Origin of the sequence: Botrimarina hoheduenensis, assembly GCF_007859815.1 — a bacterium.
Taxonomy (GTDB): Bacteria; Planctomycetota; Planctomycetia; order Pirellulales; family Lacipirellulaceae; genus Botrimarina; species Botrimarina hoheduenensis.
On record NZ_SJPH01000005.1, the window covers coordinates 127466 to 141638 of the forward strand.

Annotated in this window: 11 protein-coding genes; 4 read left to right on the forward strand and 7 right to left on the reverse strand. The window is 63.6% G+C overall.

The genetic code is table 11. From position 1 onward, the window contains the following. Window positions 1-18: 18 nt before the first annotated feature. The 6 genes from Pla111_RS12550 to Pla111_RS12575 all read right to left on the reverse strand — a co-directional run bounded on the left by Pla111_RS12550 (window position 19) and on the right by Pla111_RS12575 (window position 5977). Window positions 19-807: an SAM hydrolase/SAM-dependent halogenase family protein gene (locus Pla111_RS12550; protein WP_197525004.1), complete on the reverse strand. Its 789-nt coding sequence runs from the start codon at window positions 805-807 to the stop codon at window positions 19-21. A gap of 187 nt (window positions 808-994) precedes the next feature. Next, complete coding sequence (gene gatB / locus Pla111_RS12555; protein ID WP_146574796.1) at window positions 995-2470, reverse strand: Asp-tRNA(Asn)/Glu-tRNA(Gln) amidotransferase subunit GatB; 1476 nt, start codon at window positions 2468-2470, stop codon at window positions 995-997. 134 nt (window positions 2471-2604) lie between these two features. Next, a complete protein-coding gene (gene gatA, locus Pla111_RS12560; RefSeq protein ID WP_146574797.1) occupies window positions 2605-4149 on the reverse strand; it encodes an Asp-tRNA(Asn)/Glu-tRNA(Gln) amidotransferase subunit GatA in 1545 nt (514 codons plus the stop codon). Window positions 4150-4278: 129 nt separating this feature from the next. After that, window positions 4279-4569 (reverse strand): Asp-tRNA(Asn)/Glu-tRNA(Gln) amidotransferase subunit GatC, encoded by a 291-nt coding sequence (gene gatC / locus Pla111_RS12565; protein ID WP_146574798.1) that lies wholly within the window; start codon window positions 4567-4569, stop codon window positions 4279-4281. Between the two features lie 98 nt (window positions 4570-4667). Continuing rightward, the gene (gene rpmB, locus Pla111_RS12570; protein WP_146574799.1) at window positions 4668-4961 is read right to left on the reverse strand and encodes a 50S ribosomal protein L28; all 294 of its coding nucleotides are present in this window, start codon (window positions 4959-4961) and stop codon (window positions 4668-4670) included. A gap of 185 nt (window positions 4962-5146) precedes the next feature. Further along, complete coding sequence (locus Pla111_RS12575) at window positions 5147-5977, reverse strand: inositol monophosphatase family protein (RefSeq protein WP_146574800.1); 831 nt, start codon at window positions 5975-5977, stop codon at window positions 5147-5149. Between the two features lie 353 nt (window positions 5978-6330). Here Pla111_RS12575 and Pla111_RS12580 point away from each other — a divergent pair, with 353 nt between their 5' ends. The 4 genes from Pla111_RS12580 to ccsA all read left to right on the forward strand — a co-directional run bounded on the left by Pla111_RS12580 (window position 6331) and on the right by ccsA (window position 13151). Further along, entirely contained in the window at window positions 6331-6705 is a 375-nt protein-coding gene (locus tag Pla111_RS12580) for a hypothetical protein (protein ID WP_146574801.1), read from the forward strand. A 53-nt stretch (window positions 6706-6758) separates the two neighbouring features. After that, window positions 6759-8090, forward strand: a complete 1332-nt coding sequence (locus Pla111_RS12585; protein WP_146574802.1) for a helix-turn-helix domain-containing protein — start codon at window positions 6759-6761, stop codon at window positions 8088-8090. Between the two features lie 281 nt (window positions 8091-8371). Beyond that, window positions 8372-9496: a hypothetical protein gene (locus tag Pla111_RS12590; protein ID WP_146574803.1), complete on the forward strand. Its 1125-nt coding sequence runs from the start codon at window positions 8372-8374 to the stop codon at window positions 9494-9496. A 43-nt stretch (window positions 9497-9539) separates the two neighbouring features. Further along, on the forward strand, window positions 9540-13151 hold the full coding sequence (gene ccsA / locus Pla111_RS12595) for a cytochrome c biogenesis protein (protein ID WP_146574804.1): 3612 nt from the start codon (window positions 9540-9542) through the stop codon (window positions 13149-13151). On the opposite strand, the gene Pla111_RS12600 is transcribed toward ccsA, so the two are convergent. Beyond that, window positions 13148-14062, reverse strand: a complete 915-nt coding sequence (locus Pla111_RS12600) for an Fpg/Nei family DNA glycosylase (protein WP_146574805.1) — start codon at window positions 14060-14062, stop codon at window positions 13148-13150. The two genes, ccsA and Pla111_RS12600, sit on opposite strands and share 4 nt — an antisense overlap. Window positions 14063-14173 lie beyond the last annotated feature (111 nt).

Genomic DNA, 14173 nt, shown 5'->3' on the forward strand with positions numbered 1-14173 from the left:
CGGCCTCAGCCGCTCCGTTTAGGTCGGACACCAAGAAACCACGAGCATATCACCCTCTCCGGCGGCGATCATCTGGGCGGCGTTGCCGTTGACGATCGCCAGCTCAAGCATTCCGCCCGATCCCACTAGCGCAACCAGCGTTTGTGGGTCTTGGTCAGCGTAGGTTGTCTGCAGCCCGTAAGTTTCATGCTCGCCCAGCGAAACGCACAGGCGGTTGTTGCGGGGCGCTCTAGAAAGCATGCCCAAAGGGATGTTCGAGATCAGGTTACCGAAGGTGTCCACTTCAACGATCTGGCCCTCGATCCGTCCCGGACGGGCTAGCGGAGTCGGTACCGCTGGCAGGCACACGAGCTCTTCGACCGCATCTCCGAGCGCCGCCAGCCTTTCGCCCCGTGCCAGCCGGGCCGCGACAGGAGCCATGATGTCACGACCATGAAACGTCGCGGAGGCAGCCTCGACCGACAGCCGCTCAAGGTCCAGTGCCACCGCCCCATCGATCCACCCGTTGAGCCAGCCAAACAGACCGTTGTCGGGGCCCACATAATGGTGGCCACCGACCCGCACCGCGACGATCGCGCGTTCGGTGCCGACCCCCGGATCGACCACGGCCAGGTGCACCGTCCCCGCAGGAAAGCGGGGCGTGCCAAGCTCCAGCAGCCGCGCTGCCGCGGCGATCCCTTGCGGGGGGATGTCGTGCGAAAGATCGATGAGCGTCGCTGACGGGGCTCCGGTCAGCAACACCCCCTTGAGCTGCGCAACGTAGTGGCTGCCGGTGCCGAAGTCGGTGGTGAGGGTGATGATCGGCACGGTCAGGTCCCGAGAACCAACAGGGGGCACTCAGCCACGGTTGCCGCGCGGCGACACGCGTCGCTTCAAGCATGCCAGCCGTTAGCCCAAGAACCAAAAACGGTCCCGTAGCTAACCGCTCGCCCCCCATGATAATCACCCCGAGGGGCAAAGTACGGCGCGACACGTCAAACGAATCGTGTGCCAATCAGCCGGCGGCGATCAGTTCGAGGCAAATCGCGCGCACGCGGCCGGGATCGGCGTTGGGGTTCTTCTGCTTGGCTTGGCCGATCAGGGCTCCCACCGCTTGTTGCTTGCCTGCTTGCACATCGGCGACGATCTTCGGATTAGCTGCGAGCAGCGTCCGACAGATCGCAATCAGCTCCGACTCATCAACCGCGGCGATCCCCAGCGAAGCCATCGCCTTATCGACATCAACGCCCTGTTCCAGCAGCAGGTCGAAAACATCGCGAGCGCGGGAGCTCGGCAGCTCTCCCGCAACGATCTTGGCAATCATCCGACCAAGTGATTCGGCCGGCAGTTGTAACTCCGAAAGCAACTTGCCCGTGGCGTTCATCACGCGGGTCACGTGCTGGGTGACCCAGTTGGCGGCCTGCTTGGCATCGCCCCCCGTAGCGGCAACCTGCTCATAAAACTCGGTCAGCTCTCGCCCCGAGCCCACGATCACGTCGGCGTCGTAAGCCGATAGACCGTGTTCCGTCTGCAAACGGAGTCGGAGCGCGGCGGGCAACTCGGGCATCGCGACGCGCACCCGGGTGACTTCGTCGGCGGTGATCACCACCGGCGCAAGGTCGGGGCAGGGGAAGTAACGGTAGTCGGCCGATTCCTCTTTCTCGCGCTGAGCGCGCGTGACCTCGGCCGAGTCGTCCCAGCCGCGGGTTTGCTTCGGAGCCTGTCCCATGCGCAGGCCGGTCTCCTGCCAGTGCCGCCACTGGCGACCCGCTTCGTAATCGATCGCCCGCTCGACAGCCCGGAAGCTGTTGAGATTCTTGATCTCGACGATCGGCGTCGCGGCCGGCTTGGCGGGGTTGGCCGAGTCGGGCACGTGCAGGTTGACGTTCGCATCCACGCGGAGGGACCCCTCCTGCATGTTGCAGTCGGAAACCCCCAGAAACGTAAGCAACAACTTCAGCTCGTTGAGGTAAGCCTTGGCCTCGGCAGAGCTACGCAAGTCGGGCTCGCTAACGATCTCCAGGAGGGGCGTGCCGGCCCGGTTCAGGTCGATCACCGAGTCGCCCCCCGCGGCCGACTCGTCATGCAGGCTCTTGCCGGCGTCCTCTTCAAGGTGCGCGCGGGTGATTCGCACACGCTTGGGTGCCGTGCCCTCCGTCTCGCCGGCAATCTCTAGCCAACCGTGCTCAGTGATCGGCAGATCGAACTGACTGGTTTGATAACCCTTGGGCAGGTCAGGGTAGAAGTACTGCTTGCGGTCCCATTTGGTGAACTCAGGGATCGTGCAGTTGAGCGCGACCCCCGTTTCAATCGCGAGCTGCACGGCACGCTCATTCAAGACCGGCAACGATCCGGGCAAGCCGAGGCAAACGGGGCAGGTCTGCGTGTTGGGCTCCGCACCGAAGGTTGTCGCACAGCCGCAGAAAAGTTTGCTAAGGGTGGCAAGCTGGACGTGAACCTCCAGGCCGATGATCGTTTGGTAGTCGTTCATGGCGAGAGTTTAGTGCTCAGGAGGACGAGGCCCCGCAGGATTCACGATACCGAACTGAGCGGTTGGCTTAACGCCTCAACAAAGCGTTTTGCTCAACCATAAACAGGCGGAGGGTAGGCAGGCAGAGCAGGGGGCTAATCGAGGCGAGGCAGTGGCAAAGGATCGCGGCTGGCTTCAAACATGCGGGCGGCCCGTAGCAGCCGCGATTCTTTGAGCGGCGGAGCCATCAGGTGCAGCCCAATCGGCAGTCCGTCGGGCGAGAGCCCGCACGGCAAGCTGATCGCGGGCAGACCGGCGAGGTTGGCGCTAACCGTGTAGAGATCGACCAGGTACATCGCCAGCGGATCGTCGATCAGTTCGCCAAGCTTAAAGGCGGGCGAAGCGGTCACGGGGCCGGCAATCACATCAACCTGTTCAAACGCCGCGTCAAAGTCCTGGCGAATGAGCCGGCGCACCTTCAGCGCCTTCAGATAGTAGGCGTCGTAGTAGCCGGCGCTGAGCGCATAGGCACCGAGCATGATCCGCCGCTGCACCTCGGGGCCGAGCGCTTCGCTGCGGCTCTGACGGTACAGCCGGACAAGCGCTGTATCGATCTGGCGAGCGGCCGTGGCGTCGTTGGCTTCGGCGGCCGACTTTCGTTCGGCTGCAAGCCGGGCGTGCATCGCGGCGGGGTCCGTCCGCCGGCCGTAATGCACGCCGTCGTACCGCGCCAAGTTGCTGGACGCCTCGCAGGGGGCAATGACGTAGTAGGTTGCTACCGCGTGCCGAGCGTGGGGCAACGCCACTTCAACGATCTGCGCTCCCGCCTGACGGTAACTATCGATGGCCCGCTCGACCGCTTGGCGAACCGACTCGCTAAGCCCCGCGGCAAAGTGCTCGGGAACCACCCCCACACGAAGCCCCTTGAGGGGTTCGTTTACCTGCGGAAGGGTCGGCTCGGCGGCGGCCTTGGCGGAGGTCGTGTCGTGCGGATCGTGACCCGCGATCGCGTCGTACAGCAAAGCGACATCGCTCACCGTGCGGCCCAGCGGCCCGACCTGATCAAGACTGCTGGCGAACGCCACCAGCCCGTAGCGACTCACGCGGCCATAAGTTGGCTTGAGCCCAACAACGCCGCACAGCGCCGCGGGCTGACGGATCGAACCGCCGGTGTCGGTTCCGATCGAGAGCGCTGTCTGTCCAGCCGCCACACAAGCAGCGGCCCCGCCGCTGGAGCCACCCGGCGAGCGCTCCAGGTCCCACGGATTGCGGGTCTTTTGGAAGGCCGAGTTCTCGGTCGAGCCGCCCATGGCGAACTCGTCCATATTGGTGCGGCCCACGAGAACGGCGTCGGCCTGCTTGAGCCGCTCGACAACCGTGGCATCGTACGGCGGGCGAAAGTCAGCGAGCATCTTTGACGCACAAGTCGTTAGCTGTCCCTCGTCGCACAGCACGTCTTTAACCGCCACGGGCACCCCGCCCAAAGCTCCCACCGCATCGCCTGCCGCACGGCGACGATCGATATCAGCTGCCTGAGCGAGCGCTCGCTCGGGCGTCGTGCGTAGGAAAGCACCAACGCGCTGGTCCGTTGCCGCGATCCGATCCAAGCACGCGGTTGTCAGGGCGACCGAGGTAGTCTGCCCCGCGTTTAAGAGCCTGAGTTGCTCAACAGCAGTGAGTTCGGCGAGCGAATCGGCCACAACGCAGGCTTGATGGATGGAGAGACGTGACGGGGGAAACGTGGCGGGATAAACCGAGCAGTAAAACGGAGCGCTAGAAACACCGAGCGGCGGTATCAGGCCGTCGCCTGCTGGTTAGAAGACGAGCCGTTAGTCTCCGAGAACCGCTGGCACACGAAAGCCCACACCATTGTGAACTGGTGCGTTCGCCAACGCGGCGTCACGCGACAAGCTCGCAACCGCCACGTCGGGACGCAGCACGTTGGTTTGCTCGATCGCGTGAACCAGGGGCTCGACCCCGTCGGTGTCTACCTCCGCGAGGGAGTCCACGTACTCAACAATCGCCGCCAGCTCGGTAGCCAGCCGATCGATCTGATCCGGCGTCGGCTCAAGCCGCGCCAGCAAGGCAACACGCTGGACATCGGACCGTTGGAGGGCCATTTTGCGGCTTCAAACGGAGGGCAGAGACGAAAGCGCTGGGGCGTAAGCGGAGCGTGTCACCCGCAGGCGCAGCCGGTTACCTGAGCAAGGTGCCGCGCCTATTTCTTGGCGACTGCCGCCCTCGCGGACTTGGCAACCGGCAGCGTGAACGGCGAGTTGCGAACCCGCTTTACCACGGCACCGCTGCGGATGCACTGAACGCAAACCAACAGGTGGCGGCTGGTGCCATCCTCGGCCGCAACCTTCACGTTTTGAAGGTTCGGCTTGAACTGCCGACGAGTGATGCCGGTGATCTTGGTGCCGACGCCGCCCAAGTACTTTTTCTTACCGCGGATCGTGACTTGGTTGCCCATCTGCGGGCCCTTGCCACAAAGTTCGCACTGACGCGCCATCGGGGTGCCTCGTTACCGTCTTGGTCGTGGTGGGGGGGTCGCTCTGGGTAGAGCGTAACCCCCGGGGTGAGCAATTTTTGGTGGAAGAATCCGGTCGTCTGAGGAGCCTCCGGCTCCCCCCGCCTGACGGCGAGCGAGCGACACGAATCGCGAAGAATAGCCGATCCGCCGCGGCAAGGCAACGCTCAGCGTCCGCGTGTCTTGGCAAGGACCTCGGCCAGGACGTGGCCATTGGTGGCGATACCCTCACCGGCGTGGACGGTGGGCTCGCCAGACCAGCTCGTGAACGTGCCCCCCGCCTCTTCCAAGATCGGCTTCAGGCACGCGGCGTCCCACAAACTCATCTGCGCGTCCACCATGAGCTCGGCCCGGCCGATGGCGACCATCATGTAGCCGTAACCATCGCCCCAGGTTCGCGAGATACGGGCAGCCTGCTGCAGGGAGAAGTAAACATCGGTGGTGTCCGGGTCGCGATCCTGAAAACCGCCGACATCGCCCGTCAAAAAAAGCCCTTCTGAGAGCGTCGCGGCGGACGAAACCTGGGCCCGCACCGCCGGACGATCGCCGTACTGGTACCAAGCCCCATGCCCCACCAAAGCGTGGATCATCTCACCCGAGGCGGGAGCGTTGATCACCCCCAAAACGGGCTCGCCGGTGGCCTCGTCCAGCACGGCAATCAGGTTGGTGTACAACGGAACGCCGTGAACAAAGGGCTTGGTCCCGTCGATCGGGTCCAGGATCCACTTTCTGCCGCTCGTGCCGGGCGTTTCGGGATACTCTTCGCCCAGGATGCCGTCATCGGGGAAGGCAGCGGCAATCCGCTCGCGGAGCAGTTCTTCGGCACCCCGGTCGGCCAGCGTGACCGGCGTGCCATCGCCCTTGCGTTCGACGTCCAGATCCGGATTGCGGAAGTACTTGAGCGTAAACTGGCCTGCTTCTAGGGCGATCTCGCGGGCAAGCTCGAGCCGAGCCGCATCGACCGAGGTCGCAATTTCCGACGTCGGAGTGGTGGTCATAATACGTGAGCGTGAGGCAACCAGAGGTGAAAACAGTGTTGCGGAGGCTTCCTCGCCAAACCGCAGCGGCCCGCCCAGCCTAACCCTAGGCACACCGCGCTAACCGAGAAGCTAGCCGCCCCCGTTCGCTAACGCCACGGTGATCGCCGCGCAAAGAGGCACCCGATTTGGAGCCTGAACCACTTAGGCGTACGATTACAGCCTTGAACCGGCAGCGAAATCCGGCATGGCACCCCCGAATCGTCCTGGCAGAGCTGCTCGAAGTCGATTTTAGCGAAAAAGTACCGTTTCCGAACGGCCAGCAAGCCTTGGGCCATTAATTGGGCAATAGCGGCAGAGAATTTGGATCAAACATGGATGTGCTTAAAAAAGGGCGGGCGACCGCCGCAGTGCTGGCAGGGCTCTTAGGTTTTTCGGCCGGAGCTTACTCCCAGCCCGACAGTGCCACCTGGGCACTGGCAGACCAGAGCCCTGTTTCGGCGGCGATGCCGGCTGCGGGTAACCCCGTTGCGGGCGGATTGCAGTGGCAAATCCTGCAAAATCCGTCCGGCCCGCCACTAATGCTCATACTCGACCCCGTTCGCCAGGTTGTCGCGGTTTACCAGGTCGACTCTGCCCTCGGAGTGATTACCCTAAAGAGCGTCCGCCGCATCGCTTACGACCTCCGCCTGGAGGCGTTTAACGCCACTGAACCCACACCCGCGGCGATTCAGAAGCGGACCGAATAACCCGCTCGCCGGCCCCGCCGCGCGAGCCCCCACCCGTACCGTGACGCCCGCCGATGTCGCAAAAGTTTATTGGTCTGGACGACGCCGCCGAGAAGCTCGGAGTGAGCAAAGAGCGGCTCAACGAGATCCGCGAAGCGGGATCGTTACGCGCTTATCGCGATGGTGCGAGCTGGAAATTCCGCACCGAAGAGATCGATAAGCTCATCGAAGATGGTCTGCCCGAGCCTGAGCCTGACTTCGGTCTGACAGACGACGATATGGCGCTCGACGTGCCGCTCGACAAGGACACGGCCGCTTCTGATGATGATCTGGTACTGGGCGTTGAGCCGCTGGCCGAGGGGGACGACGCGGAATCGATCCTGCTCAGCGGCGACGACCTGCTCGGGGGCCCGCCACGGCCGCCGAGCACCATCATCGGCAAGAGCGAGCCCGATGAAGATGACGATCTAACCCTGGCTTCCGAGTCGTCGATCGACGACGGTAGATCACCGGGCGAGTCGTTCGCCGAACTCGAAGAGCTTGAGCTGGACCTAGAGGCCGCATCAAGCCGGATCCTTGACGCTGCGGATATCGCCGCAGTCGCGAAGGCCGTTGAAGAGACCCAGCAGGTTGAACCGTCCGGCATATCCGCCATGGACGATGATGATGACCTGGAACTCGATCTGGGCAGCGATCTGGACAAGAACGCCGATCCCGCCAAGACCGGCGAACTGCCTTCGCTGGCCGGTATGGACATGGGCGGCAGCTCGCTGACCTTGGGCGATGATGAAGATGATGACTTTGTCCTGGGCGATGGCAGCGACATGTCGTTCTCCTCGGGCGACAGCGGCATCAACCTGGCCCCGTCCGATAGCGGCATCTCGCTCGACGAGGTGCCCCTCGACCTGGCAGGCTCGGCAATCGGTTCGGCGCTCGACCTAGCAGCGCTCTCCGCGGTTGCTAGTCAGCGCGACAAAGAGCTGCAGTCGGGGGACAGCCTGGCTTCGAGCGATGACTTCTTGCTCACTCCCACGGCAGATGCGGACGACGACGAAGATAGCTCACAGATCGTCGCGCTCGATGATCTGGGCAGCGCGGACGACGATGACGCCGTGGCGTTCGACGCAATCAGCGATGACGATGACGACGAGATTGGTGGATTCGAGGACGTCGGCGGCGACTTTTCCGCCGGAGTGGAAGCGGCCCCGGCCGCGGTCGGAGCCGCCTCTGGTGCCGGGGCTGAGTTCCCCACCTGGATCGTTGTCATGCTCGGTTTGAGCCTGATGACGATGACGCTTTGCGGTGTTCTGACGCTCGACCTTATTAACACGATGTGGTCGTGGCGTGAGCCGTACACCGTGAACAGCGCCATCATGGATGGCCTGCTAAGCCTCATCGGCCGGTAACCGCCGATCTTCGCGCGGCACCCGCTCATCTTGAAGCCTAGCTCCAAGCCCGCTTCTGCGTACTTGGTCGCGGATGCCCTATAAACTGCATGCGGCACGGTGCGACGACTTGTCGCGGCCTGCAAAGCCGCCTGCCAGACGTGGCGACCAACGGCTAGATTGCGGGTAGCCCTCAAGAGGGCTGCTGAGGCTGCTCGGCCGAGTCTGGCTGGGGCGGAGCCTATTTCTGCCGACTCAGCGGCGCCGACTCAGCGGCGTCGTGTGCTTTTTTTGAGGCCCCTATGTCTCGACCGGTACCACAAACGACAGCGATCGGGTACGCCATTGTCCCCTGCGTGCTGATTACGCTGAGCTTAGTCGGTTGCACAAAAGTAGAAGAGATACGCACCTATCGGGTCGCGACCGCTCCCGCCGCAACGCCCGCACCGCAAGGGTTTGGCGGTGCCAAGCCGGCCGCCCCTGTCGGGGAACCGACCGATCGCATGCTGGCTGCGATTGTCGCGGGGCAAGATCAGGTCTGGTTCTTCAAAGCCGTGGGGCCAATCGAGGCAATCTCCACAAGGCAAACGGATCTTATCGGATTGCTCCAGAGCATCGATCCGCAAGGGCCGCAACCCTCGTGGAAGCTGCCCCCCGGTTGGACCGAGCAGCCCGGCAACGGCATGCGGTTGGCGACCCTTCAAGGGCCTGCAGCCGAGGGACTGCCGCCGGTCGAGGTGAGCGTCATCGGCTTGCCGAAGGTTGGGGACTGGCGTGCCCAAGTACTGGATAATCTCAACCGCTGGCGGGGACAGATGGGACAGCCGCCGTTGGAATCCGCGACACTCGACGCCCAACTCAAACCGCTGTTGGCGGATCGAAAAGAGGCTGTACTGATCGACTTCGTCGGCTGGTTTGCGGGCGGCATGATGCCGGGAACCCCCGTTCAACCCAGCCCGCCTCAGCAAAGCCAGCAAGCGGCACCGCCTGCTGACACGCCGACCCCAGGCAACTTATCGGCGGCCCCTGAGCTCACCTTCGATACGCCCCTCGGTTGGGTCGTCAAACCGGCCAGCGCTATGCGCAAGGCTTCGTTCACCACGGCCGCGGGGAGCGAGGTAACCGCTTTTGTGTTCTCGGCTGCCGCCGAGGCGATGGCCGACCCTTTGCAGAACGTGAATCGCTGGCGGAGCGAAGTGGGCCTGGAGCCGATCACGGCCCCCGAGCTGGATCAGTCCTCGGAAACCTACAAGCTTGCTGGCGAGGACGGAACGTACGTGGAACTGGTTGGTGCCACGGAAACAACCTACGCCGCCATGCTGCGCCGCGGGCCGAGCGTGTGGTTCTTCAAACTCCGCGGGCCCGGCGAAGCGGCCGCCTCGGACCGCGAGGCGTTCCGCACATGGCTGACCTCGGTCCGGTTCTGAGCCCAGCGGAGTCCTCCCGCTAACTACGCACCCCCTGCAAGCGATGCCCTCTCTGGTCGATACCCCTTTGCCGCCGCAGCGCAGCGCAACCCCCACAGCGGCCAAGCCCGGGTGGTGGCGAGCGATTGAGGCGCTCGCTTCGCTAAAGCTGACCGTCGTGCTGTTCGCGCTCGCGATCTTCCTGGTCTTTGTTGGAACGCTTGCTCAAGTCGATCACGATATCTGGTACGTGGTTGATCACACTTACTTCCGCGTGTTTTGGGCGCAGGTCGAATGGCAGGCACTAGCGCGGTTTGTTGAGCTGTTCTCGCGTGCCGAGCCCCGTCCGATATCGGGCGGGTTTTGGTTCCCCGGCGGGCTGCTGATCGGCGGCGTGATGATGGTCAACCTCACGGCGGCCCACGCGCTGCGGTTCAAAGTCGCCGCTAAAGGGCAGCGACTTGCCGGCGGGCTGGCGCTGATCGCGTTGGGCATGGCGGCAACGGCGTGGGTCGTCGTAAGCGGCATGGACGACGCCTTCGCCAGCCAGCTCTCACCCGCCCTCTGTGAAACGCTGTGGCAAACCCTGCGCGGGGCATTAGCCGTGCTCGCCCTGGGCGGAACCTATTGGTCGGTGCAGAGCTACCAGCGTGTTCGGCCGGCGGAGTGGTGGCTCGCCGCCGCCACCAATCTTGGGCTGCTGCTCGCCTCGGGCTGGCTGCTCTCCAATCCCCAGTGGCGGCTCGACGACGCTGGTCTGCGGATCTTGTGGCAGCTTGCCAAGGGGGGCCTTGCCGCAACGGTCTTGCTGGCGGGCTGTTGGCTGGTGTTTCGTAAGCGGGCGGGCATTGTTCTGCTGCACGCGGGCATCGGCCTGCTGATGTTCGGCGAGCTGTTGACCGGACTCACTGCCGACGAAGCCCAGATGCGGCTGAGCGAGGGGCAAACCGTCAACTATGCCTACGACATCCGCAGCACCGAGCTAGCGATTGTCACCCCCGATGGCGACGCGGATCGGGTCACCGTCATCCCCGAGCAACGGCTTGCTCTGGCCGCCCGTACGGGCCGACCGATCGAGCACAGCAACCTGCCTTTCACGGTAAGGGTGGTGCGATTTGACGGTAACTCGACACTCAAGCAGCCCCTACCCAACAGCGAGAACCTAGCCACCCGTGGTGCCGGTCAGACCGTTCTAGCCCTGCCGAGCGCGTCGGTGGTGGGGGTGGGACCCGATCAAACCGTGAACCTGCCTTCCGCCTACGTCGAGCTGCTGAGCAAGGCATCGGGTGAGTCCCTGGGCGTGTGGCTCGTCTCTTCGTCGATGCTAGAAGGGCCACAAGGGGGTCAGCTCTTGCCGCAATCCGTCGAAACAGAAGGCGTAACGCACGCGATCGAGCTGCGTTTTGAGCGGCACTACAAGCCTTACTCCGTCACGCTCGAGGACTTCACGACCGAATACTACGTCGGCACGCAAACCCCCAAAAACTACGAATCCAACATCCTCCTGCGCGACCCCGCAGAGAACGTTGATCGCCGCGTTCGCATCTGGATGAACAACCCGCTCCGCTACAGCGGTGATACGCTCTATCAGTCCGGCTTTATCGACGAGCAAACCACCATCTTGCAGGTAACGAGCAACGGCGGTTGGATGATCCCGTACGTCTCGTGCATGCTCGTGGGAGTGGGCATGCTGGCGCATTTTGGCGTAACGCTCAGCCGCTTCCTGCGGCGGCGCACCGAAGAGGCTGAGCGGCGCCCCCCGCCGCAGGCCGGGGCGGCAACTGCCGGAGCGCTGGCGGAAAATGGCGGCTGGCGAGCACTGCTTCGTCTCGCCACTTGGCGAAGCCCCCTGGTGTGGGCTCCAGCACTGGTCGCGCTGGTGATCGGCGGCTATCTGGCCAGCAAGGCGCGCCCTGCGCGAGACGTTCCCGGTCAATTTGCCGTGCAGCGTTTCGGTAGGACCCCGTTGGCCGATGACGGCCGGGTCAAACCGCTCGACACGCTGGCTCGTATCACGCTGCAGTACCTGTCCGGCAAGCAAGAAGCGCCGTCACGCCCCGGTTCTGACGAGCCGACTTCCGCCATCGTCTGGCTGCTGGACTGTCTTACCGACCCCAACAAGGCGCGTGACTACCGCGTGTTTCGGATCGATAATCTTGAGCTGCTCGACACGCTCGGGCTGGAACGACGCACGGGCTCTTATCGCTACAGCCTGGGAGAGATCCTCAAAAACGACGAGCGCTTCCGCAAGCAAGTCGCGCTTGCCAATGAGAAGCCCAAGAAGTCGCGTTCGCTCACCGAGAATCGAACTCTTGAGCTGAACGAAAAACTGATGCGGATGAGTCTGCTCATGGGGGCGTTCTCCTCGCCGCGGATCAGTATTGATCCGGAGCGGATGCAAGAAACCCTCGCCATTACGCAGCAGCAGATCTCGCGTCTGCGCTCGGCCCCGGTCCCGCGGATCGCCCCCCCCGTCGAACCGTCGGGCGAATGGTCCACGCTCTTCGAGGCCGAGTATCTCGACCTGCTGGCCCAAGCGCGTCGCAGCGAGCGCAACCCTGCCACGGTCGCGCTCGCCGGCGTCCTCGACGCTTACGCGAACGAGGACCCGGCCGCTTTTGCGGCGCGCCTAGCTGCTCTTGAAGCGGCGGTCGGCAAGTACGAAGCACGGCTCGCCGAAGACAACAGCGCCGGCGGGCTCGCTCCCGCCGAGAGATTGAGCCTCGGAAAAATCGCCTTCGAACAATTCTTTAACGAGTTCAGCCCCTTCTACTACTGCGCGGTCTGTTACCTGATGGCGTTTCTGATGGTGGCCACCTCGTGGGTGCCTCCCCCGGGATCTACGCTCGCGCGTTCGCTCGGGCGCTGCGCGACCTCGGCGATCGCGGTCACGCTGCTGGTTCACACGTTTGCTCTGGTGGCGCGGGTGTACATCTCGGGGCGCCCGCCGGTGACGACGCTCTACTCGTCGGCCGTCTTCATCGGCTGGGCTGCGGCGCTCTTCGGGTTGGCGTTCGAGGCGATCTATCGACTTGGCATTGGTGCGCTCGTGTCGTCGGTGCTTGGCTTCCTGACGTTGTTGGTGGCCTATTTCTTGTCGCTCGATGGCGACACCTTCACGGTCTTGCAAGCGGTGCTCGACACACAGTTCTGGCTCGCAACGCATGTTGTGTGCGTCACGCTCGGCTACTCGACGACCTACCTGGCAGGTTTCCTGGCGGCCGTCTATCTGCTGGGCGCCACGCTCCTCAATCGCTTTGACCAGCACGCACGCGATCAGTTAGTACGGATGACCTACGGCACGCTGTGCTTTGCGTTGTTCTTTAGCTTTATCGGAACTGTCCTCGGCGGCCTGTGGGCCGATGACTCGTGGGGACGCTTCTGGGGCTGGGATCCGAAGGAGAACGGGGCCCTGATCATCGTGCTTTGGAACGCGCTCGTGCTGCACGCGCGCTGGGGCAAACTCGTTGGTCCCGTTGGACTCTGTGTGCTAACGGTCGCCGGAAATATCGTCACCAGCTGGAGCTGGTTCGGCGTCAACGAGCTGGGAGTCGGCCTCCACTCGTACGGCTTTACCAACGGCGTGAGTTTCTGGTTGCTGATGTTTGCACTGTCGCAATTAGCCGTGATGACGATCGGCTTGATCCCGTTCCTAAAGCGAACCGCGCGGGCCTAACCCTGGCGGTCGTTGTTTGTTGTGGGGTCCTCGAGTTCTTCGATCGTGGCGGGCCAATCGTCCTTCAGCAGCCGCGCGAGCGAACGGTCTGAAAGCACCTTGCCCTCGGTTTGACAGCGCGCGCAGTAATTGCACTCGTTGCTCGCATACCGGATCCGCTGCACGGGGGCCCCGCACACGGGGCACGCCTGTCCAAACTTGCCGTGTACCGCCATCTGAGGATGAAACGCGGTCACCTTCTCCGGAAACCGATCGGGCCGTTCCGCTGCGAGTCGGTCGATCCATGCGCTGAGCGTCTGGCGAGCGGCCTGCCACAACCGAAGCACCTCCTCGGCAGACAGCTGCTGGGTGCGTCGCAGTGGTGAGAGCCGAGCGGCGTGCAAGATCTCATCGCTGTAAGCGTTCCCGATACCATCAAATCGACGCGGATCGGTCAGTGCCCGTTTGAGCGTGTTATTCGTGGCGCTCAGCGCCTCAGCAAACGCTGCTTGCGATGAATTCAGTACGTCGAGGCCGCCCGGGTCCAACGCATCGACCTCGTCTCTTGACGCAACAAGCCACACGCCCGCGCGCTTCTGGGCTGAGACCTCGGTAAGTGTCATCACGCCGTCGGCAAAATCGATTGCCAGCAGGTCGGCTTTGCTGCGCCCGCCGTAGCCCGGCTTTCTCCAGTGAAATCGCCCCGCGATCATCAAATGGAAGACGAGAAACGGGCCGTCGTTCAATTCCCAAACAATCCGCTTCCCGCGACGGCTGAAGCCCCGCACCTCATGCCCGATGATCTGTTCGATCGCGGGCTCGAAGGTGCGGAGCACAAACGGGCTGCGGACCCGGACCCCCGCAATGGCTTGACCCTTCAGCAACCGATCCAGCGAAGCTACGTACCGGACGATGTCGGGGAGTTCGGGCATGCCGCTTAAACAAGGCTTGGACCGGCAGGGCAGGGGGGTCTCTCTCGGGCCTCGCAATCGCTGCCAAGCAATCAGCACTTTCGCTGGCGCGGTGGTCTCCACGCTATCCCG

What these genes read in the sequence shown, in the direction of transcription:
- Pla111_RS12600 (WP_146574805.1), bottom strand. Translation starts at nt 14,062, where the DNA reads ATGCCCGAACTCCCCGACATCGTCCGGTACGTAGCTTCGCTGGATCGG.
- gatC (WP_146574798.1), bottom strand. Translation starts at nt 4,569, where the DNA reads ATGGCCCTCCAACGGTCCGATGTCCAGCGTGTTGCCTTGCTGGCGCGG.
- Pla111_RS12575 (WP_146574800.1), bottom strand. Translation starts at nt 5,977, where the DNA reads ATGACCACCACTCCGACGTCGGAAATTGCGACCTCGGTCGATGCGGCT.
- Pla111_RS12585 (WP_146574802.1), top strand. Translation starts at nt 6,759, where the DNA reads ATGTCGCAAAAGTTTATTGGTCTGGACGACGCCGCCGAGAAGCTCGGA.
- Pla111_RS12590 (WP_146574803.1), top strand. Translation starts at nt 8,372, where the DNA reads ATGTCTCGACCGGTACCACAAACGACAGCGATCGGGTACGCCATTGTC.
- Pla111_RS12580 (WP_146574801.1), top strand. Translation starts at nt 6,331, where the DNA reads ATGGATGTGCTTAAAAAAGGGCGGGCGACCGCCGCAGTGCTGGCAGGG.
- ccsA (WP_146574804.1), top strand. Translation starts at nt 9,540, where the DNA reads ATGCCCTCTCTGGTCGATACCCCTTTGCCGCCGCAGCGCAGCGCAACC.
- gatB (WP_146574796.1), bottom strand. Translation starts at nt 2,470, where the DNA reads ATGAACGACTACCAAACGATCATCGGCCTGGAGGTTCACGTCCAGCTT.
- rpmB (WP_146574799.1), bottom strand. Translation starts at nt 4,961, where the DNA reads ATGGCGCGTCAGTGCGAACTTTGTGGCAAGGGCCCGCAGATGGGCAAC.